The sequence below is a fragment of the Pseudomonas sp. TH10 genome, assembly GCF_016651255.1.
Taxonomy (GTDB): Bacteria; Pseudomonadota; Gammaproteobacteria; order Pseudomonadales; family Pseudomonadaceae; genus Aquipseudomonas.
Genome location: NZ_JAEKEG010000103.1, coordinates 1 through 25,952 on the forward strand (window position 1 = coordinate 1; position 25,952 = coordinate 25,952).

General features: G+C 60.2%; 14 protein-coding genes and 9 pseudogenes. 12 read left to right on the plus strand and 11 right to left on the minus strand.

The window, feature by feature from the left end; translation table 11 throughout:
- Positions 1–375: pseudogene (locus tag JFT80_RS16000) on the minus strand (serine acetyltransferase); the annotation flags it as partial.
- 190 nt (positions 376–565) lie between these two features.
- Between JFT80_RS16000 and JFT80_RS16005 the strand changes: the two are divergent.
- The 12 genes and pseudogenes from JFT80_RS16005 (at position 566) to JFT80_RS16060 (ending at position 12,730) form a co-directional block, all read left to right on the plus strand.
- Positions 566–1,558 (plus strand): D-cysteine desulfhydrase, encoded by a 993-nt coding sequence (locus JFT80_RS16005; protein WP_201148531.1) that lies wholly within the window; start codon positions 566–568, stop codon positions 1,556–1,558.
- A gap of 248 nt (positions 1,559–1,806) precedes the next feature.
- A pseudogene (gene tcyJ, locus JFT80_RS16010) lies at positions 1,807–2,608 on the plus strand (cystine ABC transporter substrate-binding protein).
- Positions 2,608–3,273, plus strand: a complete 666-nt coding sequence (gene tcyL, locus JFT80_RS16015; protein WP_122840762.1) for a cystine ABC transporter permease — start codon at positions 2,608–2,610, stop codon at positions 3,271–3,273. Before tcyJ ends, tcyL begins: the two are co-directional and overlap by 1 nt.
- Positions 3,274–3,277: 4 nt before the next feature.
- Positions 3,278–4,033: an L-cystine ABC transporter ATP-binding protein TcyN gene (tcyN, locus tag JFT80_RS16020; RefSeq protein ID WP_201148532.1), complete on the plus strand. Its 756-nt coding sequence runs from the start codon at positions 3,278–3,280 to the stop codon at positions 4,031–4,033.
- Positions 4,034–4,347: 314 nt separating this feature from the next.
- Entirely contained in the window at positions 4,348–5,589 is a 1,242-nt protein-coding gene (locus JFT80_RS16025; protein WP_201148533.1) for an SfnB family sulfur acquisition oxidoreductase, read from the plus strand.
- 37 nt (positions 5,590–5,626) lie between these two features.
- Positions 5,627–6,821 (plus strand): annotated as a pseudogene (locus tag JFT80_RS16030) (SfnB family sulfur acquisition oxidoreductase).
- Positions 6,821–8,180: pseudogene (locus JFT80_RS16035) on the plus strand (LLM class flavin-dependent oxidoreductase). Before JFT80_RS16030 ends, JFT80_RS16035 begins: the two co-directional pseudogenes overlap by 1 nt.
- Positions 8,181–8,257: 77 nt before the next feature.
- Positions 8,258–9,067 (plus strand): MetQ/NlpA family ABC transporter substrate-binding protein, encoded by an 810-nt coding sequence (locus JFT80_RS16040; protein WP_201148534.1) that lies wholly within the window; start codon positions 8,258–8,260, stop codon positions 9,065–9,067.
- A 2-nt stretch (positions 9,068–9,069) separates the two neighbouring features.
- Positions 9,070–10,191, plus strand: a complete 1,122-nt coding sequence (locus JFT80_RS16045; protein WP_201148535.1) for a methionine ABC transporter ATP-binding protein — start codon at positions 9,070–9,072, stop codon at positions 10,189–10,191.
- Positions 10,181–10,825, plus strand: coding sequence for a methionine ABC transporter permease (locus JFT80_RS16050; RefSeq protein ID WP_045061295.1), 645 nt, complete (start codon positions 10,181–10,183; stop codon positions 10,823–10,825). Before JFT80_RS16045 ends, JFT80_RS16050 begins: the two co-directional genes overlap by 11 nt.
- Before the next feature lie 659 nt (positions 10,826–11,484).
- Entirely contained in the window at positions 11,485–11,835 is a 351-nt protein-coding gene (locus tag JFT80_RS16055; protein WP_201148524.1) for a DUF6124 family protein, read from the plus strand.
- A gap of 265 nt (positions 11,836–12,100) precedes the next feature.
- On the plus strand, positions 12,101–12,730 hold the full coding sequence (locus JFT80_RS16060) for a bifunctional 2-polyprenyl-6-hydroxyphenol methylase/3-demethylubiquinol 3-O-methyltransferase UbiG (RefSeq protein WP_201148523.1): 630 nt from the start codon (positions 12,101–12,103) through the stop codon (positions 12,728–12,730).
- A 212-nt stretch (positions 12,731–12,942) separates the two neighbouring features.
- Here JFT80_RS16060 and JFT80_RS16065 read toward each other — a convergent pair.
- The 10 genes and pseudogenes from JFT80_RS16065 to JFT80_RS16110 form a co-directional block, all read right to left on the minus strand.
- A pseudogene (locus tag JFT80_RS16065) lies at positions 12,943–15,995 on the minus strand (efflux RND transporter permease subunit).
- Complete coding sequence (locus JFT80_RS16070; protein WP_201148536.1) at positions 15,992–17,059, minus strand: efflux RND transporter periplasmic adaptor subunit; 1,068 nt, start codon at positions 17,057–17,059, stop codon at positions 15,992–15,994. The pseudogene JFT80_RS16065 and the gene JFT80_RS16070 overlap by 4 nt, the downstream one beginning before the upstream one ends.
- Positions 17,056–18,159, minus strand: a complete 1,104-nt coding sequence (locus tag JFT80_RS16075) for an efflux RND transporter periplasmic adaptor subunit (RefSeq protein WP_201148537.1) — start codon at positions 18,157–18,159, stop codon at positions 17,056–17,058. The genes JFT80_RS16070 and JFT80_RS16075 overlap by 4 nt, the downstream gene beginning before the upstream one ends.
- Before the next feature lie 280 nt (positions 18,160–18,439).
- A complete protein-coding gene (locus JFT80_RS16080) occupies positions 18,440–19,222 on the minus strand; it encodes a MetQ/NlpA family ABC transporter substrate-binding protein (protein ID WP_201148538.1) in 783 nt (260 codons plus the stop codon).
- A gap of 161 nt (positions 19,223–19,383) precedes the next feature.
- On the minus strand, positions 19,384–20,325 hold the full coding sequence (locus JFT80_RS16085; protein WP_122840774.1) for a sigma 54-interacting transcriptional regulator: 942 nt from the start codon (positions 20,323–20,325) through the stop codon (positions 19,384–19,386).
- Positions 20,326–20,380: 55 nt separating this feature from the next.
- Positions 20,381–20,963, minus strand: a pseudogene (locus JFT80_RS16090) (alpha/beta hydrolase).
- A 245-nt stretch (positions 20,964–21,208) separates the two neighbouring features.
- On the minus strand, positions 21,209–21,610 hold the full coding sequence (locus tag JFT80_RS16095) for a biopolymer transporter ExbD (protein WP_003220570.1): 402 nt from the start codon (positions 21,608–21,610) through the stop codon (positions 21,209–21,211).
- 1 nt (position 21,611) lies between these two features.
- Positions 21,612–22,335, minus strand: a pseudogene (locus JFT80_RS16100) (MotA/TolQ/ExbB proton channel family protein).
- Positions 22,336–22,379: 44 nt separating this feature from the next.
- A pseudogene (locus JFT80_RS16105) lies at positions 22,380–23,189 on the minus strand (energy transducer TonB).
- Positions 23,190–23,493: 304 nt separating this feature from the next.
- Positions 23,494–25,855 (minus strand): annotated as a pseudogene (locus JFT80_RS16110) (TonB-dependent receptor).
- Positions 25,856–25,952: the final 97 nt, after the last annotated feature.

Sequence of the window (25,952 nt, forward strand, 5' to 3'; positions counted from 1 at the left end):
CGGCAACGCCAGGGCAAAATCCTGAACGATCTGAATCGCACGGGACTCGACTTCGCTGTCGGCCTGCGCGCTGTGGCGGGCGACGTAACGCAGTTCCAGTCGCGTTTGCGCGAGCAATGCGTTCAACGCCACATCAAGGGTATGGCCGACGTAGAAGTCTTCACTTTCTTCGCGCAGATCCACCGGGCCCAGGCGCATCGGGAACAACGCGCCGCACAGCGCTTCAAGAATCTCCGCCATCGCCGCCCGCGACGGCAACTCGCGACCACCCTGCTCGCCGGACGCCCGGCCGTTCTGTGCCCGCCACTGATCCCGCGCGCTGCGCAGCTGGCTGACGATGGTCTGCAATTGCCAATGGCTGGAACGTTCGCTCACGGTTAAGACTCCTCACGGGCGGCCGGACTGTCTGGCCGCGTCAACGGCGACCACTTTACGGCATGCCTGCGAGGGCGAATTAAGAACCGATAGTGCTGGGCTCAGTCCATTTGGCTATAAGCGATTCACGGTTGCCCCTGCAAAAGCGCGTGCCTATAGTCCTTTCATCTTCCTCCGCCAGTACGGACTCATGATCAAACAACAGCTGGACCGCTTTAACCGCCTCGACCTGCTCGGCCACCCTACCCCTCTGGAAAAACTCGAGCGCCTGTCCACCTGGCTCGGTCGCGACGTGTACATCAAGCGCGATGACCTGACGCCACTGGCCATGGGCGGCAACAAGCTGCGCAAACTCGAATACCTCGCCGCCGACGCCCTGGCGCAAGGCGCCGATACGCTGATCACTGCCGGTGCACTGCAATCGAACCACGTACGCCAGACCGCCGCGCTCGCCGCCAAACTCGGTCTCGGCTGCGTGGCGCTGCTGGAAAATCCGCTGGGCACTGACGACAGTGATTACACCGGCAACGGCAACCGCCTGCTGCTGGATCTGTTCGATACCAAGGTCGAACTGGTCGACAACCTCGACAATGCCGACGGCCAACTGCAGGCCCTGGCAGATCGCCTGCGTAACAATGGCAAGAACCCATATGTAGTGCCGATTGGCGGTTCGAATGCCTTGGGTGCACTGGGCTACGTGCGCGCCGGCCTTGAGTTGGCCGAGCAGATCAAGGATACCGGCCTGACCTTTGCCGCCGTGGTCCTTGCCTCCGGGAGCGCCGGGACCCACAGCGGTCTGGCCTTGGCTTTGAGCGAAGTACTGCCGGATTTGCCAGTGATCGGGGTGACCGTATCGCGCAGCGATGAAGAGCAGCGCCCCAAGGTGCAGGGGCTGGCCGAGCGCACGGTAGAGCTGTTGGGTATGAGCCTGCCACCAGCCTTCAAAGTGCAACTGTGGGACGAGTATTTCGGCCCGCGTTATGGCGAGCCCAACGCCGGGACCTTGTCGGCCGTGAAACTGCTGGCGAGTCAGGAAGGCTTGTTGCTGGACCCGGTGTACACCGGCAAGGCCATGGCTGGCATGCTCGATGGGATTGGACGGCAGCGTTTTGATGAGGGACCGATCATTTTCCTGCACACGGGTGGGGCGCCGGCGTTGTTTGCTTACAAGGATTTCCTTTGACGGGTTGCAAGATCAAAAGATCGCAGCCTTCGGCAGCTCCTGCAATGGTGTGCCGCTTATTCTTTTAACGAATAAAAGAAGCTATATTTATTATTTTATTATCTATCGCCGTCATCTTATAGTCTCGCCGCAGGCGAATTTCGCGCAAGACGCATAAGCTGCTTTAGGGCACGATAACGCAGTCGCACGAATCACCCATTCGTCCACTTTCCTTCAGCGTCTTCCATAAGAAAACACAGGGGCTCGTCATGAATTTTTCCGCACTACGTCGCAATCTGCTGGTCGGTTCGCTGGGCCTGGCGCTGAGCGCTGGTCTGATTGGCCAGGCAGTGGCCGGTGAGCAGCTGCAACAGATCAAGGACAAAGGCGTTATCAACGTCGGCCTGGAAGGCACCTACCCACCGTTCAGCTTCGTCGATGCCGACGGCAAACTGTCCGGCTTCGAAGTCGAGCTCTCCGAAGCGCTGGCGCAAAAACTCGGTGTCAAAGCCAAGATTCAGCCGACCAAGTGGGACGGCATTCTCGCTGCGCTGGAATCCAAGCGTCTGGACGTTGTAGTCAACCAAGTGACCATCTCCGACGAGCGCAAGAAGAAGTATGACTTCTCCGAACCGTACACGGTCTCCGGGATTCAGGCGTTGGTGCTGAAGAGCAAGGAAGCCGCGCTGAACATCAAGACCGCCAATGACCTGTCCGGCAAGAAAGTCGGTGTCGGCCTGGGCACCAACTACGAACAATGGGTTCGCGCCAACGTGCCGGGCGCTGACGTGCGCACCTACGATGATGATCCGACCAAATTCGCCGACCTCAACAACGGCCGCACCGACGCCATCCTGATCGACCGTCTGGCCGCGCTTGAGTACGCCAAGAAAGCGCCGAAAACCGTCGCTGCCGGTGAAGCCTTCTCGCGTCAGGAATCCGGTATCGCCGTGCGCAAGGGCGAGCCTGAACTGCTGGCAGCCCTGAACAGGGCGATCGACAAGCTGCGTGCCGACGGCACACTGACCAAGCTGTCCGAAGAAGTACTTCAACGCTGACGTCACTAAATAATGGAAGAGGCTTTCCAACTCGCGCTGGATTCCGCGCCTTTCCTGCTGAAGGGCGCGTACTACACGGTGATCTTGAGCCTGGGCGGCATGTTTTTCGGCCTGCTGATGGGCTTTGGCCTGGCCTTGATGCGCTTGTCGCGCTTCAAGCTGGTGAGCTGGATCGCCCGCATCTACGTGTCGTTCTTTCGCGGCACACCGTTGCTGGTGCAACTGTTCGTGATCTATTACGGCTTGCCGCAACTGGGTGTCGAACTTGATCCGTTGCCAGCGGCCCTGATTGGCTTCTCGCTGAACATGGCCGCCTACGCCTGCGAAATCCTGCGGGCCGCGATCAGCTCCATCGAACGCGGCCAGTGGGAAGCCGCCGCGAGTATCGGCATGACCCGTGCGCAGACCTTGCGCCGGGCCATTCTTCCGCAAGCGATGCGCACGGCCCTGCCGCCACTGGGCAACAGCTTCATTTCGCTGGTCAAGGACACCGCCCTGGCAGCCACCATCCAGGTGCCGGAACTGTTCCGCCAGGCGCAGCTGATCACCGCTCGTACCTTCGAAATCTTCACCATGTATCTTGCCGCCGCACTGATCTACTGGATTCTGGCCACGGTGCTGTCGCACCTGCAGAACAAGTTGGAAGAGCGGGTCAATCGGCACGACCAGGAGTCCTGACCCAATGATTGTCGTGGAAAAACTGACAAAGCAGTTCAAGGGTCAGGTGGTGCTCAACGGCATCGACCTGCAGGTGAAGGCCGGCGAGGTGGTGGCGATCATCGGGCCTAGCGGCTCGGGCAAAACCACCTTCCTGCGCTGCCTGAACTTTCTTGAAGAACCCACCAGCGGCCGGATCAAGGTCGGCGACATCGAAATCGATGGCAGCCGTCCACTGAACCAGCAGCAAAGCCTGGTGCGCCGCCTGCGCCAGCATGTGGGCTTTGTGTTCCAGAACTTCAACCTGTTCCCCCATCGCACGGCGTTGGAAAACGTCATCGAAGGCCCGATCGTGGTCAAGAAGATGCCGCGTGAAAAAGCCACTGCCCTGGGCATGAAGCTGTTGGCCAAGGTCGGACTCGCCGGTAAAGAAGACGCCTATCCGCGTAGGCTCTCCGGTGGTCAGCAACAGCGTGTGGCGATTGCCCGGGCGCTGGCGATGGAGCCGGAAGTGATTTTGTTCGATGAACCGACTTCAGCGCTGGACCCGGAGCTGGTGGGTGAAGTGCTGGCGACCATCCGCGGCCTCGCCGAAGAAAAACGCACCATGGTTATCGTTACCCACGAAATGGGTTTCGCCCGTGATGTGGCCAACCGTGTGGTGTTTTTCGACAAGGGCGTGATCGTCGAGCAAGGTGAGGCCAAGGCGCTGTTTGCCAACCCGAAAGAAGAGCGCACACAACAGTTTCTCAGCAAGTTTCTGAACAACACCCACGCATAACCTCCCCGCAATACTTTTAACTTCCAAGGATGGAAGTCTCCCTTGCGTTACAAACTCAAAACCTGTGTGCGGCTCAAACCGGGACGTCTGCGTGGGAGTGAGAGTCAGCCATACCTTCTATGCATATTCCTAAAAGTTAGTTTATTTATTATTTATACACGCTTACGGTATATGCACCGGACCACCGGACATTCTTTCGTTCGCCGCACTTATGCGGCGTTTTTCATGAGATGTGAGGTAGGCAGTATGGTCCGGAACACAATCACCCCAGTGCAGATCGCCAGGGCATTGCGTGCAGCCAAGGAGCGGCACTGATGTCCAGTCTGGCAGATGCAAACGTCCAGTCTGATCTGGACATCGCCCCGTTGTTGTTGCCCGCGCAGGTTTTGCGCAACGACGCACAAGCCATCAAGGCCGCCCATGAGCTGGCGCAAGTCGCCCGTGTGCAGGCCGCCAAGCGCGACCGCCAGCGCAAGTTGCCGTGGTCGGAAATAGAACAGTTCACTCGCAGCGGTTTAGGCAGCATTGCCATCCCGCGCGAATACGGTGGCCCGCAGGTTTCATTCGTCACGTTGGCCGAGGTGTTTGCGATCATTTCCGCGGCTGACCCGGCGCTGGGGCAAATTCCGCAGAACCAGTTCGGCATCATCAACCTGGTGCTCGGCAGCGCCACCGAAGAACAGAAAAAACAGCTGTTCCAGAGCGTTCTCGAAGGCTGGCGCATCGGCAATGCCGGGCCTGAACGCGGCACGAAGAACACCCTGGAGCTGAAAGCGCGGATCACCGTCGATGGCGACGATTACGTGATCAACGGCCAGAAATTCTATTCCACCGGTGCTCTGTTTGCGCATTGGGTGGCCGTGAAGGCGCTCAACGACGATGGCAAGCAAGTGCTGGCCTTTGTCCGTCGTGGTACACCAGGTTTGCGCATCGTTGAAGACTGGTCGGGCTTCGGTCAGCGCACCACCGCCAGCGGCACCATCCTGCTGAACAACGTGCAGGTTGAACCTGAACTGGTCGTGGATAACTGGAAGATCAATGACACGCCCAATATCCAGGGCGCCGTCTCGCAGTTGATTCAGGCAGCGATTGACGCCGGTATCGCCCGAGGCGCCATTGATGACGCCATCGAGTTCGTCAAAACCCGCGCACGCCCCTGGATCGATGCCCAGGTCGAACGAGCCAGCGATGACCTCTACGTGATCGCCGACATCGGCAAGCTGAAAATCGAACTGCACGCAGCCGAAGCGCTGTTGCGCAAAGCCGGCAAGGTCCTTGATCAGGTCAGCGCCACGCCGCTGACTGCCGAGTCTGCGGCCCGAGCCTCGATAGCCGTGGCCGAAGCCAAAGTGCTGACCACCGAGATCTCGTTACAGGCCAGTGAAAAACTCTTCGAACTGGCTGGCAGTCGCGCCACCCTCGCCGAATTCAATCTCGACCGCCACTGGCGTAATGCGCGGGTGCACACGCTGCACGATCCGGTGCGCTGGAAATATCACGCGGTCGGCACTTACCACTTGAACGGCACCCTGCCGGCTCGTCATTCCTGGATTTGACCCCGGAACACTTTTGACCAGATCTCTGGAGAAGCACATGCCTCTTTCTCACCACGTCGCGGTCATAACCAGCGATGAGCAAGCCTTTGGTCGTCGCCAGTGACCTGGCCGATGATTTCAAACGCGACAGCGCCCTGCGCGACCGCGAACGCCGTTTGCCACACCCGGAACTTGAAGTGTTTTCGCGCTCGGGCCTCTGGGGCATCAGCGTGCCTAAAGAATATGGCGGCGCCGGCGTGTCCAACGTCACATTGGCCAAAGTTATCGCCCTGATCGCTCAGGCCGATGGCTCGCTCGGGCAGATTCCGCAGAACCATTTTTACGCGCTGGAAGTGCTGCGGGTTAACGGCAGTCACCCGCAGAAACAACGGCTGTATGCCGAAGTGCTCGCCGGCCAACGCTTTGGTAATGCCTTGGCGGAATTGGGCACCAAAACCGCCCATGACCGCGTCACCAGCCTCAAACGCGAGGGTGACGGTTATCGCATCAACGGTCGCAAGTTCTACGCGACCGGTGCGATTTACGCCCAGCGCATTCCGACCTCTGTGGTGGATGAAAACGGTGTGCAGCAACTGGCTTTCGTCCCGCGCACCAGCAAAGGCCTGACCGTGATCGACGACTGGAGCGGTTTCGGCCAACGCACCACCGGCAGCGGCTCAGTAGTATTCGAAGATGTGTTCGTCGCGGCCGAGGACGTGATCCCGTTTCAAAGCGCTTTCGAGCGGCCAACGCCAGTCGGCCCCCTGGCGCAGATTCTCCACGCGGCCATCGACACCGGTATCGCCCGCGCCGCCTACGAAGATGCGCTGCACTTCGTGCGCACCAAGACCCGGCCATGGATTGACGCCACCCACGAAAAGGCCACTGAAGACCCGCTGACCATCAAAAGCTTCGGCCACTTGAGCATTCGCCTGCACGCAGCCGAAGCGCTGCTGGAACGCGCTGGCGAATACCTCGACAAGGCCCAGGCCGACACCCAGGCCGCAACCGTCGCGGCAGCCTCGATTGCCGTCGCCGAAGCCCGCGCCATCAGCACCGAAATCTCTCTCGCGGCGGGCAGCACACTGTTCGAATTGGCAGGCAGCCAGGCGACCCTGATCGAACATGGCCTGGATCGCCACTGGCGCAACGCCCGGGTACATACCCTGCACGACCCGGTCCGCTGGAAATACCACGCCGTGGGCAACTACTACCTCAACGATGAAAACCCGCCACTACGGGGGACCATCTGATGACCGTTGCCAAGAAGAAGATCCTGCTCAATGCATTCAACATGAACTGCATCGGGCACATCAATCACGGCCTGTGGACCCATCCACGGGACAACTCAACCGAATATAAAACCATCGAATACTGGACCGAACTGGCGCAACTGCTCGAGCGCGGGCTGTTCGATGGCTTGTTCATCGCCGACATCGTCGGGGTGTATGACGTCTACCAGAATTCGGTGGACGTGCCGCTCAAAGAATCAATCCAGCTGCCCGTCAACGATCCCCTGCTGCTGGTTTCGGCCATGGCCGCCGTCACCCGCAATCTTGGTTTCGGCCTGACGGCAAACCTCACTTATGAGCCGCCGTACCTGTTCGCCCGGCGCATGTCCACGCTCGACCACCTGAGCCGAGGCCGGGTTGGCTGGAACATCGTCACCGGTTATCTCGACAGCGCGGCCAAGGCCATGGGCTTGCGCGAACAGGTCGAACACGACCGTCGCTACGACCAGGCTGATGAGTACCTGCAAGTGCTCTACAAGCTCTGGGAAGGCAGCTGGGAGGACGGTGCAGTGGTGAACGACCCCGTGCAACGCGTCTATGCGCAACCAGACAAAGTGCACAAGGTCGAGCACAAGGGCGAGTTCTATCAGGTCGAGGGTTATCACCTCTGCGAACCCTCACCGCAACGCACGCCGGTGCTGTTCCAGGCTGGCAGCTCGGATCGCGGGCTGCTGTTTGCCGGGCGTCACGCCGAGTGCGTGTTCATCAGCGGCCACAACAAACCATCGACCAGGGCCCAGGTGGACAAGGTGCGCGCCAGTGCCGTCGAGGCCGGGCGCAAGCCCGAGGACATCAAGGTGTTCATGGGGTGGAACGTGATCGTCGGCGCCACCGAAGAACTTGCCTGGAAAAAGCACGCCGAGTACCTGGAGCTACGCCAGCGCTGAAGCCGGCGTGGCGCACTTCTCGGCGTCTACCGGGATCGATTTTGCCGAATACGAAATCGATGAGCCGATCCAGTACGTAAAGAGCAACGCCATCCAGTCAGCGACCAAAAACCTGCAGAACAATGACTGGACCCGACGCAAATTGCTCGAACAACACGCCCTCGGTGGCCGCTACATCACCGTGGTCGGTTCGCCGGAACAAGTGGCGGATGAGCTGGAATCGTGGATCGCTGAAACCGGTCTGGACGGTTTCAACCTGACCCGCATCGTCACACCGGAAAGCTATGTGGATTTCATCGAGCTGGTGATTCCGGAGTTGCAGCGTCGAGGGTCGTACAAGACCGCTTACGACGACGGCAGCCTGCGGGAGAAGCTGTTCCACGCGCAGGCGCATTTGCCAGCGCAACACATCGGCGCCGAGTTCCGCCGCTAAGAGCATCGCGGGCAAGCCTTGCTCGCGATGACATTCGCACAAACGCCCAAATTCATGCCCTGACTGGAAAAACCATCATGACCAAAAAGCTCATCTCTCACCCAGTCAAAGTACTGGCCCTGGCCCTCGGCCTCTTCAGCTCGGTGACCTTCGCCGCTGACGCCCCACTGAAGATCGGTACCACCGCCGCCTTTGCCATTCCCCTGGAAGCCGCTGTCGAAGAGGCCAACAAGCAGGGCCTGAAAGTCGAACTCGTCGAATTCAGCGACTGGATCGCGCCGAACGTCAGCCTCGCTGCCGGCGACATCGACGTGAACTACTTCCAGCACATCCCCTTCCTCGAAAACGCCAAGGCCGCCGCAGGGTTTGACCTGGTGCCGTTCGCGCCAGGAATCATCAACAACGTCGGCCTCTATTCGAAAAAATACAAAAGCTTCGACGAGTTGCCGGAAGGCGCCAGCGTCGCCATCGCCAACGACCCGATCAACAGCGGCCGTGGTCTGCAACTGCTGGCCAAGGCTGGTTTGATTACGCTGAAACCGGGCGTTGGTTACAAGGCCAGCGAAGAAGACATCGTCGCCAACCCGAAGAAAATCAAAATCCTGCAAGTCGAAGCCGTGCAACTGGTGCGCGCCTACGACGACGCCGATCTGGTCCAGGGTTACCCGGCCTACATTCGGCTGGCGAAGACTTTCGATGCCGGTTCGGCGCTGCTGTTCGACGGCCTCGACCACAAGGAATACGTGATCCAGTTCGTCATCCAGCCGAAGAGCAAAACCGACCCGCGCCTGATCAAATTCGTCGATATCTATCAACACTCGCCGGCCGTTCGCGCCGCACTGGATAAGGCCCACGGCAAGCTGTATCAGGCCGGTTGGGAAAGCTGAACATGACGGCCGCGATCCAACGGCGACTGGAGACTCCAGAGCCACACAATGCTGAGAAGACCGAACTTCACCCTGAGTTGAATCGTGCCCACGTACGCTTCATCGGTTTGGGCAAAACCTACAACGGCCGGCAAGGCCCGGTCGCGGCGCTGCAAGGCATCGATCTGGCAATCCAGCGTGGCGAGGTGTTCGGCATCATCGGCCGTAGCGGCGCCGGCAAGTCGTCGTTGATCCGTACGATCAATCGTCTGGAACAGCCGACTTCAGGGCGCGTGCTGATCGATCAGGTGGACATCGGCGAGTTCGATGAGAATCGCCTGGTTGCCCTGCGCCGGCGCATCGGCATGATCTTTCAGCACTTCAATCTGATGTCAGCGAAAACGGTTTGGCAGAACGTCGAGCTGCCGCTGAAGGTAGCCGGCGTACCGAAAGAACAACGCGAGAAAAAGGTTCGCGAACTGCTCGAACTGGTGGGCCTGCAAGCCAAGCACAAAGCCTATCCGGCGCAGTTGTCCGGCGGGCAGAAACAGCGTGTCGGCATCGCCCGCGCGCTGGTGCATGACCCGGATATCTTGCTCTGCGACGAGGCGACCTCGGCGCTCGACCCGGAGACCACCCAATCGATCCTCGGCCTGCTGCGCGAGATCAATCAGCGCCTGGGCCTGACCATCGTGCTGATCACCCACGAGATGGCGGTGATCCGCGACATCTGCGACCGCGTCGTGGTGTTGGAGCATGGACACATCGTCGAGCAGGGCCCGGTCTGGGAAGTGTTTGGCAACCCGCAGCACGAAGTCAGCAAGACCCTGCTTGCGCCGCTGCAACACACCTTGCCGCAGGAACTGCAAAGCCGTTTGCAGCCGCAACCACCATCGCCGGATGCAGCGGTGGTGCTGCGTCTGCAGTTCACCGGCAGCGCCACCGACGAGCCCGACCTGGCTGCGCTGTTCAGCGCACTCGGCGGTCGCGTGCGCCTGCTGCAAGGTGGTGTGGAACGGATTCAGGGACATGCCCTGGGGCAACTGCTGCTGGCGGTGTCAGGCTCGTCTCTGGGCGCTCAGCAACTGCGCCAACGCGCCGGGCAATGGGCGCAACAGGTAGAGGTGCTTGGCTATGTGGTTTGATCGCTTGCTGCAAGGCTTTATCGACACCTTCCTGATGGTGGGTGTCTCGTCATTGATCGCGCTGCTGGCGGGCATTCCGCTGGCGGTCATTCTGGTCACCAGCGCCAAGGGCGGCATCTACGAAGCGCCGGCGCTCAACCGTGCATTGGGCGCGTTCGTGAACCTGTTTCGCTCGATCCCGTTCCTGATTCTGATGGTGGCCCTGATTCCATTCACCCGGCTGATCGTCGGCACCACCTACGGTGTCTGGGCGGCCGTAGTGCCCCTGACGATTGCCGCCACGCCATTCTTTGCGCGCATTGCCGAGGTCAGCCTGCGCGAGGTGGATCATGGGCTGATCGAAGCGGCGCAAGCGATGGGCTGCCGGCGCTGGCACATTGTCTGGCACGTGCTGTTGCCTGAAGCGCTGCCGGGGATTGTCGGCGGGTTCACCATCACCCTGGTCACCATGATCAACTCATCGGCGATGGCCGGCGCGATTGGTGCCGGTGGGCTGGGTGACATCGCGTATCGGTACGGCTATCAGCGGTTTGACAGCCAGATCATGTTGACGGTGATCGTGCTGCTGGTGGTCTTGGTGGCGATTATCCAGCTGGGCGGGGATCGCCTGGCGCGGGGGTTGAACAAGCGCTGAATCAAGATCAAAAGATCGTCCGATCGCGGCCCGAGCCTGCGGCAGCTCCTACAGGGATAGATGTTCACCGAGGATGTGCGGATCACCACGCTCCTGTAGGAGCTGCCGAAGGCTGCGATCCTGGAGATCGGAAAAACGCTGCAAACCGGGAATTCGCGGGGCTTGAACAAGTGCTGAATCAAGATCAAAAGATCGCAGCCTGCGGCAGCTCCTACAGGGATAGATGTTCACCTAGGATGTTGTGGATGACCACGTCCCCGGTAGGAGCTGCCGAAGGCTGCGATCTTGGCGATCGGAAAAACGCTACAAACCGGGAAGTTTTCTGACAGAAAAATCAGCGTTCCTACACGCATGTTCCCTTCCCTTTGCAGGAAATTTCCTAGATTATTTCGCCCGCTTGCGCCTACTGATTTCCGTGTCTAATCTCGGCCCGTCACTGCTCATCAGTGACCGGGTTTAGTAGCCCGAACAATAGGTGCATAGCGTCCCATGCTCATGCCGGCATTTTTTGCCGGGTATTGAATATGGCGGCTGTGCGTGGGGCACCTCCGGGTGCGCCGGGTTTCCTATTGACCGGTCTACTAACCTGCGCACAGCTGCCACCCTCGTTTTAGTAGGCGAGAAGTGTCGGCTCCCACGTGTCAATAGGAGCAACACGGATGAAAAAGCCTGTCCCCGATCCACCCTCCAATGCAACCAGGAACGATGACCTCCAAAGAGACCGCTCCGCACTCTACCGTGCCATCGATTTCTACCTGGCCGGCGAACAACCGTCGGCTCCCGATGAGCTCAGGTTCTACAACGTCAGCAACGATGTAAGCTTTGAAGACACCCAGCTCTACATCGCCGATTTGTTACGGTGCGCATCGGTCACGGCCTATCAGTGTGGCGACCACCTCAAGGGTGCCGACCGAGCCATGGTGTATTCGATTTGGCATTTGCTGGAGATCGCCAAGGCGATGGTTGACCGGTCGATTGATTGTCTGGGGATGAATCAGGTGAAGGACTGACTTGACGGGTTTTGCTGGAGGCCGCCTTCGCGAGCAAGCTCGCTCCCACAAGGTTGTGCGGCGCACACAGAATCACTGTAGGAGCGAGCTTGCTCGCGATGGACGTCAACGATTACGCGGGCTTACAGAATGCACGCGTCGTTCTTGAATTTTTCGCGAGCACGCTCGCTCCTACAGGGAATGCGGCTTGCTCGCGAATGGCTGCGCGGCAGCCACCAGCCTGATGGCGTATATTTGGCGCATCCCCATTGCCGCGCAGCCCACCATGAAGCAGACCCCCGACGACCTGGAAAAAATCACCGCCACCACCCTGGGCCATTACAACTCGGTGGCCGAGGGGTTTCGCGAAGGCACTCGCGATCATGATGTCAGCCAGAACATCGACGCTCTGCTGCGGCATATCCAGGGTAGCGCGCCTTTCGACATTCTCGATTTCGGCTGTGGCCCGGGGCGCGATCTGCAGACGTTTTCCCGCATGGGCCACACGGCTGTGGGCCTGGACGGCTCGGAGCAGTTCGCGCAGATGGCCCGTGCAGACAGTGGCTGTGAGGTCTGGCAGCAGGACTTTCTGAAGCTGGATTTGCCCGATGAACGCTTTGACGGGATTTTTGCCAATGCCGTGCTGTTTCACATCCCGCGCCAGGAGCTGCCGAGGGTGCTGAAGGAGTTGCGCGGGGCGTTGAAGCCAGGTGGTGTGTTGTTCAGCTCAAATCCTCGCGGGCAGAACGAGGAAGGTTGGAACGGGCCGCGGTATGGGGCCTATCACGACTGGCAGGCGTGGCAGCAATTGCTGGCCGAGGCGGGGTTTGTGGAGTTGGAGCATTACTATCGCCCGGCAGGGCTGCCGCAGGAGCAGCAGCCGTGGTTGGCGAGTGTGTGGCGTAAGCCCGGGTAATCTGGCAGGACGCCATCGCGGGCAAGCCCGCTCCCACAGTGATTCAGGTCGGACCACAAATTGTGATCCTCCCTGATACCTGTGCATTAAGGCAGGACCACAAATTGTGATCCTCCCTGGTACCTGTGCATTAAGGCAGGACCACAAATTGTGTGATCCTCCCTGATACCTGTGGGAGCGGGCTTGCCCGCGATGAGCGCAGAGCGCTCGCTTTACTGCGCTTCCGGTTTCGGCTCGCGAATCTTGTACCAGGCCACATACAGTGCCGGCAAAAACAGCAGCGTCAGCAAGGTCGCAATGATGATCCCGCCAATCATCGCGTAGGCCATGGGCCCCCAGAATACTTCCCGGGCAATCGGGATCATCCCCAGGCTCGCTGCCGCTGCCGTGAGCAGAATCGGCCGGCGCCGATGCTCCGTGGCTTGCACTACCGAGTCCCACGGCGAGTAGCCGTCTTTCTCAAAAGCCTCGATCTGCGTCACCAGGATCACCGAGTTACGGATGATGATACCGATCAGCGCAAGAATCCCCAGGATCGCCACGAAACCCATGGGCGTGCCGGTGGGGATCAGCGCCAGTACCACGCCGATCAATCCGAGCGGCGCGACGCTGGCCACCAGGAACAGCTTCTGCACGCTGTGCAACTGGATCATCAGGAACGTCGCCATCAGGAACAGCATCAGCGGCACGACCTTGGCGATCGGGCCCTGGGCCTTGCCGCTTTCCTCGACCGTACCACCGGTGGCGACCTTGTAGCCGACCGGCAATGTCGAGGCGAACTGCTCGATGGCCGGCTTGAGTTGCTTGACCAGGTCGGTGGGCTGAATCTCGTCCCGCACCGCCGCCTTGATGGTGATGGTCGGCTTGCGATCGCGACGCCACACCAGCGGCTGCTCAAGTTCATAGCGCACGGTGGCGAACGACAGCAGCGGAATCGACGTACCACTGGACGTCACGATCTGCAGGTTCTGCAGGGTCTCCGGCGTGCCGCGTTCGGCGTCCACTGCGCGTCCCACCACGTTGATCAGATAGATATCGTCATCTACCTGGGTCACGGGGGCGCCCACTACGATGCTGTTCATCAGGTTGGCCACGTCTTCCGAGGACAGCCCCAGCTGCCGTGCCTTGTCCTGGGCGATGTCGATGCGCAGGACTTTACCCGGCTCGTTCCAGTCGTAAATGATCTCGCCGATGTGCGAATTCTTGTCCAGCTCGGTGGCCAGCGCGATCGCATGCTTGCGCACTTGATCGATGTCCTTGCCGCTGACCCGGTACTGGATCGGTCGCCCGACCGGCGGGCCCATTTCCAGGGCCTGGACGTAGCTGCCAATGCCGACGAAATCCTTGCGCAGGCGTTCACGCAAGCGCTGGCTCAGGGCCTCGCGCGACTCCAGGCCCTTGCTGACGATGACCAGTTGCGCGTAGTACGGGTTCTGCAATTGCTGGTCGAGGGGCAGGTAGAAACGGATCGCACCTTCGCCGATATAGGTGCTCCAGCGCACGATATCCGGGTCGCCCTTGAGCGTTTCTTCGAGCTTGTTCACCGCCTTGCGGGTTTCGGCGATGGAAGCGTTTTGCGGCAGGTTCAGGTCGACGAGAATTTCCGGACGGTCCGAGGACGGGAAGAACTGGTTCTGCACGAATTGCATGCAGAACACCGACGCCGCGAACAGCGCAATGGTGATGCCGATCGCCCACCAGCGATTGCGCATGGCCCACAACATGCCGCCATTGAACGCCCGCCCGATACGGCCGGGTTCGGCGTTGTGCGGCTTCACATTGGCACTGAGAATATGCACGCCGATCACCGGGGCAAACAGCACCGCCACCACCCATGACACCAGCATCGCCACCGCGATCACCGCGAACAGCGTGAAGGTGTACTCACCCGCCGAGCTGGCGTTGAGGCCGATCGGGACGAAGCCGGCTACGGTTACCAGCGTACCGGTGAGCATCGGGAAGGCCGTGGAGGTATAGGCGAAGGTCGCCGCCTGCTCCTTGGTTTCGCCCATCTCCAGGCGCGTGACCATCATCTCCACCGTGATCATGGCGTCGTCCACCAGCAGGCCAAGGGCGATGATCAAGGCGCCCAGGGAGATCCGCTGCATGGTGATACCGCTGTACTCCATGAAGACGAAGACCATCGCCAGCACCAGCGGAATCGAGCACGCTACCACCAGTCCGGCGCGCACGCCGAGGCTGATAAAGCTCACCACCAGCACGATGATCACCGCTTCGAACAACGCGCTGGTGAAGCCGCCGACGGCCTCCTCCACCACCACCGCCTGATCGGACACCGTGTGCACGCCGACGCCCACGGGCAGGTCAGCGGTCAATTGGTCGATGCGTGCGTGCAGTGCCTTGCCGAACTCCTGCACGTTGCCGCCCTTCTGCATGGCAATCGCCAGGCCGATAGCCGGTTTGCCGTCGAAGCGGAACTCGGGGGTGGCCGGATCGACGTAACCACGGCTGATGTCAGCGATGTCGGCCAGACGATAGAAACGATCATTGAGCTTGAGATTGACCTCGGCCAGGTCCTTCTCGGAGGCAAACTGGCCCGAGGTGCGCACGGAGATCCGCTCGGGGCCGGCCTCGATGACACCTGCCGGGGTCACGGCGTTTTGCGATTGCAGGCTCTGCACCACCTGACGCTGATCGATCCCCAGCGCTGCGAGTTTGCGCGTGGAGAAGTTCAGGTAAATCACTTCGTCCTGCTGACCGACCATTTCGACCTTGCCCAACCCCGGCACGTCGCGGATCTGCGCGCGGACCTGCTCGACGTAATCGCGCAGCTGGCGCAGCGACAAACCATCAGAGGTGAAGGCGTACACCGAGCCGAACACATCACCGAACTCGTCGTTGAATCCCGGCCCTTGAATACCCTGCGGAAAATCACCGCGGATGTCGTTGATCTTTTTGCGCACCTGGTACCAGATTTCCGGGATGTCTTTGGCACTGGTGGTGTCGCGCAGGTAGACGAACACCGTGGATTCGCCGGGCCGGGTGTAGCTTTTGACGTAGTCGAGGGAATCAAGCTCTTCGAGTTTTTCTCGATGCGGTCAGTGACCTGCTTGAGGGTTTCCTCCTGGGTCGCACCCGGCCAGTTGGTCTGGATGACCATGGTCTTGATGGTGAACGAGGGGTCTTCCTCGCGGCCCAGGTTCATGTAGGAGAACACGCCCATCAGCAGCGCGACGAACATCAGATACCAGACGAAAGACTGATGCTTGAGGGCCCATTCGGAGAGGTTGAAAGACCCTTTCATTGTGGGCTTTCCTCGTCGATTTTCACTTTTTGCCCGGGTTTCAGGCTGTTCACGCCGGCACTGACCACACGCTCACCAGATTTCACGCCATCGGCCAGCACCACCGAGTCGTCCGTACGGCTGATCACATTGACGTCTCGCGGGGAAACGGTTTGACTTTGTGCATCGATCACCCAGATTCGCGTCTTGCCATCGACTTCCTGCAAGGCGGTGACCGGCAATTCGATACGCGGTTTGATCGCCGAACTGAGCGTCACGCTGATGGCCGTGCCCAGGCGAAAGCCAGGGGGTGAATCGGCCAGGGTCAGGCGCGCGCGCCGGGTGCGGGTTGCGCTCTGCGCCTGAGGTTCGATTTCGCGAACGATGGCCGTGCTGGTGATACTCGGGTCCAGCTGCGAGGCCACCTGGAACACCACGTCCGGTGGCAACTGGTCGACCAGGGTGTCCGGCAGGTCAATCACTGCCTCCTTGATATCCGGTTGGGCCAGTGTGACGACTTGCTGACCTGCGGTGACGACCTGGCCTGCTTCGGCATTCCACGCGGTGACGATGGCCCTGTGATCGGTCCGCAGCTCGACGTAGCCGAGCTGGTCCTTGGCCTGATTGACGGCGGCCTTGGCTTGATCAAGGGACGCCTGGGTGGTTTTCAGGTCGGTCTGGGCAATGTCCAGCTGAGCCTGCGCGCCGACGCCGCGATTGAACAGCTCCTGCTGGCGCCGGGCATTGGCCTGGGCGTTGATGAGCTGGGCCTGGATCTTCGCCAGATCACCCTGGGCAGCGCGCAACTGGTTCTGCTGATCCGTGGGGTCGAGCGTGGCGAGCAAAGCGCCTTTCTCGACTTCGGCGCCGACATCCACATTACGGCTGGCGATGCGCCCGGGCACACGAAACCCGACGTTACTCTCGTAGCGCGCCTGGATACTGCCGGCGAAGCGACCGAGGGTTTCCTCGTTGAGCGCCTGGACCTTGATCGACAGCACCGGGCGCACCGGCTCCGGCGGTGGCTCTTTCTTCGAGCAGGCTGCCAACATGACCCCGGCCATTACCAGCAACAGGCGCTTCATGGCTGGTTCCCCACTTCCAGATCCTTGTAGGTGTTCTCGGCGATTTCCACTTTTACCCCAGGGTGCAACAATTGCCCGCCGGCGATGATGACTTTGTCGCCCGCATTCAAGCCGTCGCTGATGATGACTTTACCGGTCAGGTATCGGCCGACAGTGACCGTGTGCAGTTGCGCCTTGCCCTCCCCGTCCACTCGCCACACTGCAGGCTCGCTGATGTTTTTGGTCAGCGCCGACCACGGCAGCACCACGGCAGACTTGCCCGGGGTCTTGGCCGTGGCACTCACCACAGAACCCAATTGCATGCCATCAGGCAAATCATGAAGCGTGACCTTGACCTGTACGGTGCCGGTTTGTGCAGAGACCGCAGGCGTGACTTCGCGAACGGTGCCGGTGGTCTTGATTGCCGGGTTGTCCAGCAGGCTGACGACCACCGTCTTGTCTTCCGGGGCTTCGGTCAGCAGCGATTCATAGACGTTGAACACCGCATCGCGCTCGCCATCCCGGGCCAGGCTGAAAATCGGCACCGTGGCCTGCACCACCTGGCCGACTTCAGCCTGGCGCGCAGTAATCACGCCGGGTGCGTCAGCGATCAACGAGGTGTAGCTCAGTTGTTCACGCGCATTGGCCAACTGAGCCTGGGCGGCCGTCAACGCGCTCTGGCTGCTGCGTAAGGCGGCTTGGGCCGAATCGTATTCGCTTTGGCTGGTGTACCCCTTGGGCAGGAGCTTTTGCTGGCGCACGAACGCCGCAGCAGTCTGTTTGACCCGCGCCTGTTCGGCGGTGACCTGGGCCTGCGCCGAGTCGACATTGGTCTGCAGGTCCTTGGGGTCCAGCTTGGCCAACACTTGCCTGGCCGTCACGCGGTCCCCGACATCGACCATGCGCTGGATGATCTTGCCGCCGACCCGAAACGAAAGTTCGGTCTGCACCCGTGCCTGGACATCCCCCGTCAGGGTCACCGAAGCCGCGTAATCCGCCGGTTTGACCTCTTGCACGAACACCCGCGGGCGGTCCTTCTCGACCGGTTTTTCGTCACCGCAGGCAGTCAGCAAAGCCAACAGGCTCAGCCCAACCACCAGTTTTATTCCAGGACCAGCCATGCAGACTCCTTTGCGTAGTACGGGCGTGCGAATGTCGATACGACTGTGAGCTTAGAACAGGGTTCCAAGGGTGCCTCTGATGGGCGTCAAATAAACCGATTATGCTACTGCCGCGCCGGGCTGTTGAACCGCATCAGCACCGGGTTGAAGGCCCGATGTCCATTCCCGCACTCAAATCCAATGGCTGACACCTGTCAGAGATGCTTTTCGGGGGCATAAAAAAACGCCGACGCTCTATCAGCCGTCGGCGTTTGCAACCGTAATGCGGTTAGCGGACAAATCAGAACGCAGGCAGTACCGCGCCGCTGTATTTCTTCGCAATGAACGCTTTCACTTCAGGACTGGTCAACGCCTTGGCCAGTTTCTGGATAGCGTCGCTGTTCTTGTTGTCCTCACGGGCAACGAGGAAGTTCACGTAAGGCGAATCAGCACCTTCGATCACCAGCGCATCCTTGGTCGGATTCAGTTTGGCTTCCAGCGCGTAGTTGGTGTTGATCATGTCCAGATCAACTTCCTTGAGAACGCGCGGCAGCAGCGCCGATTCGAGTTCCTTGAACTTGAAGTTGTGCGGGTTCTTGGCGATGTCTTTCGGGGTCGCCAGAGCGTTTTTCGGATCTTTCAGTTCGATCAGGCCAGCCTTCTGCAGCAGGATCAGGGCACGGCCGCTGTTGCTGCCTTCGTTCGGGATGGCGATGGTCGCGCCGTCCGGCAGTTCAGCCAGGGTTTTGTATTTGCTCGAATAGCCGCCGAACGGTTCAATGTGCACGCCTTGCACGGTCACCAGGTTAGTGCCTTTGCCTTCGTTGAAGCTGTTCAGGTACGGCAGGGTCTGGAAGTAGTTGGCGTCCAGACGCTTCTGATCGACTTGTACGTTCGGCTGAACGTAGTCGGTGAAGACCTTGATTTCCAGGTCCACGCCTTCTTTGGCGAGGGTCGGCTTGATCAGTTCCAGAATCTCGGCGTGTGGAACCGGAGTCGCCGCCACTACCAGTTTTTCGCCGGCCTGGGCCAGGCCCGCGGTCAGGGCAGCCGCCAATGCGGTGAACAACAGAACCTTTTTCATGCAGTGTCCTTATCGAAAATCGCGATCGTCATCGACGACGGCTAAGAGTACGAGTGCCAGTGAAGTGCTATCGCTGGCGTGACGCGGACAATACCGGGATTTTTTATTCCTTAACAATATCTTTTATTCACTTTGATATTCCATTTTGTTCATACAGGAAATCACGCACTTTTCTGTAGGAGCCCGCTTTGCTGGAGCAATAGCTTCAAGGCAGCCTTCTCGTTATCGGAACCCTTTGCGAGAACATGCCTGAGCTGCCGTTCAATTTGCTCAAGCGCACTCGGCACCGTCGGCAAATTCAAATGCTCCGGCAGAATCTCGTCGCCCGTACTGACCAGCAACGCAAAATGAATAACGTTCTCCAGCTCCCGGGTATTGCCCGGCCAACTGTGCTGCTCCAGCACTTGCTGCGCCGCCTCGCTGATCAACGGCACCGGCAAGTCCAGGCGCTGGCTATAGATGCCGAGGAAGTATTCGGACAATGACAGAATATCGCCCACTCGATCACGTAACGCCGGTAGCTCCAGCTGGCCTTCGCTGAGGTAGTGATACAAACGTTCGTGGAATTTCCCGGCAGCTACGGCTTGCGCCAGGTCAATGCTGGTGGCGGCCACCAATCGCACGTCCACCGGGCTTGGCTGATGAGCGCCCACGCGGGTGACCTCATGATTTTCCAGGGCCGCCAGCAATTTGATCTGAATAGGCAGCGGCAGGTCGCCGATCTCATCCAGGTACAAGGTGCCGCCGTTCGCCGACCCAAACCAGCCCGCGCGGCTGCTCGCTGCCCCGGTGTAGCTGCCGGCGGCGTAACCGAACAATTCGGCATCCGCATAGGTCGGGCTGATTGCACCGCAATTGACCGACACGAAAAGCCCGCTGCGATCGCTGGCGCGATGGATGTGCCGCGCCAGCAGCTCCTTGCCGCTACCGGTCTCGCCACGAATCAGCACGCAAATCGCACGCGGCGCCAATTGCTCGAGCTCTTGGCGCAACTGCCGCGAGCGTGGATCGACAAACACCAGCGCCTTGGCGCGGATACTCAGTGGGCTTTTTTCTGCGTCGGGGAAGGTCAGCAGCGGCTGACCGAAGGCTTCAAAACTCATGGCAGACTCCCGCCCAAAACCGCCGTAGGGCGGGGGCGTTAAAAAAGAGGAAAAATCAGGCGCGACGCAGGGCGTGATGTTCCATACGGTTCTGCAGGCGATACAGGTAGGCAAAACCCTGCTCCCAGCGCTGGTGGCCGGACTTCACATTGATGTGCCCTGCCCCCGCCAGGATCCCCGCCTCGGCGCCCCAGTTACGCGCCAGTTCCAGCGCTCGCGGGGCACTGACGGCACTGTCGTTGTCGGAGCTGACGACCTGACTCGGAAACGGCAGCAGGTCGGTCGGAATCGGTGCGAAGTTGCGCAAGGCGGGCACGCAGGCCGGACGCTCCACGTCTGCCGGAGCGACGAGCAACGCGCCGCGCACCTGACGCAAAAACTGCACGGGCGCGGCAGCCGCCCAATGGGCGACCGTGATGCAGCCCAGGCTGTGAGCAATCAGGATAACCGGCGTACTGTCCGCAGCAATCGCCTCGGCCAGCGCCGCGACCCAGTCCTCACGACGGGGCGTCAGCCAGTCGGCCTGCTCCACCCGTGCGCTGTTCGGCAAACTGTTCTTGCCAGTGGCTCTGCCAATGATCATCTGGCGATCCTTGCCAGCCCGGCACAATCAGGTAGCGAATTGATTCGTTGCGCATGGGGGAACTCTCCTGCTGCGTGTCTGTTCCTGAACGAGTATAGGGAGTAGAGTTATATCCGTTAAGGAATAAGAAGCTATTTATTAAGATCACTATCGAATAACACCGTAGGAGCTGCCGCAGGCTGCGCTCTTTTGATCTTGTTTGTAAAAGACAAAAAAATCGCAGCCTGCGAGGTGTTTTTTCAGGCAAAAAAAAGGGCCGCACCCTGCCAAGGAGACGGCCCCGGAAAAACGTAAATTCTGTTAACGCGCGGTGATCACCGACAACTTGGTAATCCCCGCCCGCTCAATCGAAGCCATGGCGCGCGCCACTTCGCCGTAATTCACCCCATCATCCGCCTGCAATTGCACGCGCACTTCCGGGTCCTTGGCCTTGGCCGATTTCAGGTTGAATTCCAGCAAGTCCGGCTGAATTTCGTCCTTGTTGATAAACAGTTTGCCGGCGCCATCAATGCTCACCACCAGCGGATCCTTCTGCTCGACCGGCGCCACCGCCTCAGTCTTCGGCAGGTTGATCGGGATCGCATTGGTCAGCAGGGGTGCGGTGACGATAAACACCACCAGCAACACCAGCATGACGTCTACCAGCGGTGTGACGTTGATCTCGCTCAGCACCTCATCACTGTCTTGCGTGGAGAAGGCCATATCAGGACGCCTCCTTCACTTTTTGCGCGTTGCCCGGCGCAGCAGCCTTGTGCGCCGTCGGGTGGACCAGCACACGGAACGAACTCTTTTGCGCCAGGCTGTAGAAGTCATGGGCGAAGTCGTCCAGGTCCGCCGCCGTCAGTTTCAGGCGCCGCAAAAGTAGTTGTAAACCAGTACTGCCGGCACCGCGACGGCGATCCCCACACCGGTCGCAACCAGTGCCGCGCCAATCGGCCCTGCCACGGTTTCGAGGCTGGCCGAGCCTGCCGCGCTGATGCCTTTCAACGCTTCCATGATCCCCCACACCGTGCCGAACAAACCAATGAACGGCGACGTGCTGCCAATACTTGCCACCACTGCCAGCCCGGTTTCCAGCGAGCGGCGCTCTCGCACGATCTGCTGACGCAGGGCCCGCTCGAGGCGATCCTGATGGTTGATCGCCTGGCTCAGATCCGCCGCGTGTGGCGCTTCACCGACCTGGATCGCCGCGTAGCCGGCCTGAGCCACCCGCGCCGCAGCGCCTGGCTGGGTCTCGGCCAACTCCGCCGCTGAATCAAGGCTCGACGCCGCCCAGAACTGCTTGTGGAACTTGCGATCCTGCGCTTTCAGGCGGCCAAACTGCACGCCCTTGAGCAAGGCCAGGCCCCAGGTGGCCACGGAAAAACCACCAGCAGCCAGATCACCGCGCTTTCGATGGACTCAAGTGGAGATGCCAATAACGTCATGATGAATTCCTCGTGTAAACGTTTCGCGTGAAATAGGTTTCTGTTTAATGAATCTTGAAATCGATGGGCACGCTGACCCAGCCATCCTGGGCGACATCACCCTGCTTGGCGGGCACGAAGCTCCAGCGTTTCACGGCGCTCAGGGCCGCCTCATCGAGGGCCTCGCGACCGCTGCTTTTCTGGATCTGGATCTCACCCGGCTTGCCGCTGGCGAGCACATGGACCCGTAACAACACCGTGCCTTCCCAACCGCGCCGCTTGAGCCAGCGAGGGGTATTCCGGCGCCGGGTTTTCAGGTACCCGGCGCTGGCCGATGCCGGCGTCACGGGTGCTGGCGCAGGGGAGCGGGGGCGCCGGGGCCGCAACAGGCGCGGCCGGCTGTGGCGGCGCTGGTGGTTGTTGAACCGCTTTGGGCACCGGCTTCGGAATCGGTTTGGCGACCGGTTTCGGCTTGGGAATCGGTTTCGGTGGTGGCGGTTTCACTGCCAGTTCGTCTTCAACCGGCGGGGTGGCTCGACCACCTCTTGAACAGGTGGCGGTGGTGGTGGCGGCTCGACCACGGGCGGTGCCGGTTGCGAAAACTCGATGGTCATCGGCGGAATCTCCGGCGGCACCACCGGCAACACGGCGGTCGGCTGCTGGTTGACCCAATAGATCACCGCACCGTGCACGAGCAGTGCCAGCACCCCCAGCAAAATTGTTTCCCGGCGGCTGAGGATGCCCCTTGGGGCGCGCTGCAAACGCTGCTGCCCCAAAGGCACGCGATGTACCCGGCCGAGGTCGACCAACTCGCCACCTGGACCCTGGCGCCACAGCACCTCTTGTGCACTGGCGGCGGTCTGGACATTACCCATTGCTTTACTCCTGCGGTCTCTTTGCGAATAACCCGATAGGCCGGACCCGACATCCCCCGTACGACGTATCGATGGGTGAATCATTGGGCTAGACGCTTATCTCTTAAAGTAATCTTTAAAGTTAGGAATAGACCGAAAACGAATATGCGAAATCTTCGATGGCCTGTAGGCCTTGTTCTGCAAGGACTCCCGTCGACGGGCAGGCTCGCCATGCTTTTCAGGCATTAAAAACATTCCCTGCAAGCATGGTTTTTGGCGCCTTTTTCCAGCATTGATCAGCGACTGGCGCTGGTCTGCCGGGTTATCAGAAGTCATAACGGCCGGTCACACCCAAAGTCCGAGGCGTGCCGAGCAGGCTTCATAACCGCCGTTGCCGCCGGTCCAGAGGGTGGAGTAATAGGTTTTATCAAAGGCGTTTTTCAGCCACAGCGAGACATCCCACTGGCCTTGCTTGAAGTCGCCGCGCAGGCCGGTAGACAGGTTGACCACGGCGTAGCTTGGGATCTGGCCGTAGTCAGAGTCTTCCACCGTGCCCACCGCTTTGGAGCGGAAGGCATAGCTGGCGGTGACGTACTCTTCAAAGCCGTTACTCAGGTTCCATTTGTATCTCGCCGTTGGCGTTGCCGATCCATTTCGAAGCGCCGACAACCTGGTGTCCCGTGAGGTCGCAAGACGCAGGGGCGCCGGGTGCCAGGCTGACTTCAGGCGGGCACGGCGCATCTTTGTAGGAGAGGTAACTGACATCGTTGTACGATCCGTTGATGTTCAGGGTCAGGCCGCGCAAGGGGATCAGCGTGCTTTCGACTTCAACGCCGCGCGAGCGCACGGAACCGGCGTTGGTCAGGTATTGCACGCGGTTGACGTCGTCGTAGGCGTTAGTCTGATAGGCATTGACCTGGGTCCAGAACACGTTGGCATTGAGTTGCAGGCGTCGGTCCCACAGCGTGCTTTTTGAAACCGAGTTCGGCGTTGTTGGCGCGCTCGGTACCGATCAGCAACGAGTCGGCACCCGCCGTTGGAGCGGAGCCCACTGCCAGGTTCACACCCCCCGATTTCTCGCCGTGGGACAACGTGGCGTATCCTAGCAGGTCGTCGTTGAAGCGATAGCTGAGGTTCAGCAATCCCGAGGGGCTGGAGCTGTACTGATTCAAGTCGCCCGAGTCATAGGCCCCGGCGCGGCCGCGTCTTGCCGTTGCCGCGGCGCCTGTCACTGCCGCACCGCCCTCTGGCGCGTCGCGGGTCACCCACGCATTTTTCTGCTCATAGGTACCACGCACGCCGGCGGTGAAGTCCAGGCGTTCGCTCAGGTGCCAGGTGCCTTGGGCGAACAGCGCAAAACTGTCGGTCTTGATGTGGCCATTACCGACGCTGTTGACGTTGGCCAGCGCACCGGCCGGCGTGCCGTTCCAGATGTCGGCCTGGGGGCCGTAATAGGCAAAGGATTTGTTGTCCAGGTCGTTGCCGAAGTAGTACGCGCCCACCACGTAATCGAAGAACTCGCCCTTGGGCGAGGCCAGGCGAAATTCCTGCGAATACTGTTTGTCTTCCACCGAAACCCCGGCGTTGTAGCTCGCCGGCACGTTGAGACCATCATCGTTTTTCGGGGTGAAATTCCAGAACCGATACGAGCTGATCGAGGTCAGCGTGAAGTCACTCGGCAATGTCCAATTGGCCTCAACCGACGTACCGCCCTGATGCACGGTGACGTGCTGGTCGTTGTCCAGGTTGACCTTGCGGTGCGAACCGTTGACCAACGTCGCGCCGGCAGCGGCCGCGCGGGCCGAGTAGAGATTGACGCCATTGATGGTCGGCCCGGTGTTGTACAACACGCGGGTGCCGGCACTGGAATCCTCTTCGTTGTAGTCGCCGATCCAGCGCAGGTTGAAGTCTTCGTTGGGTTTGAACAGCAACTGCGCGCGGAAACCATCGCGCGAACCGCCGTTGAGGTCGTGGCCGTTGTATTCGTTTTTGATGTCGCCGTCGCTGCGCGTGCGATAAGCCGAAAAACGTCCGGCCAACTCATCGTTCAACGGCCCGGAAATCGTGCCCTTGGTTTGAAAGTAGCCGTCCTCGCCGACCGAGGTTTCGATGCTGCGTTCAGGTGTGAATGTCGGCGCGCGGGTACTGATGTTGAGCACGCCGGCCGTGGTGTTCTTGCCGAACAGCGTGCCCTGCGGCCCGCGCAGGACTTCCAGCTGTTCGATGTCCATCAGGTCGAACACCGCCATCCCCGGACGGCCCAGATACACGTTGTCGATGTACAAACCGACGCTGCCTTCCAGGCCGTCACTGGCCGGGTTGTTGCCCAAACCACGGATCGACACGCTGGACTGCCGTGCGTGCATGTAGGCGACGTTGACGCTGGGTACCAGTTGCTGCAAATCCTGGATCCGGTAAACCCTTTGCGTCTCCAGCGCCTGGCCGCTGACCACACTCATTGGCGTCGGCACGTCCTGCGAACTCTCTTCGCGGCGTCGAGTGGTGACGGTCACGGTTTCCAGCTGTGAACCGTCAGCCGTGACTTTACTGGCAGGCGCCGGTGCAGGGTCCGCTGTTGCGGCGGCATAACCCTGGGTCCAACTGGCGCTCCCGGCCAGCAACAAGGCCAGGGGCAGGCGTTTGAGCCGTCGGGGGGCAAGGGGTGAAGCGAGGTTCAACGGACTCATGAAGCGGCTCCTGGTCAAAAATGCGCAATGACATTTCAACGACGCATATTCTTTAAAGTTATTTATTTATGTTTTTACAAACTTTTACTGCATAAGA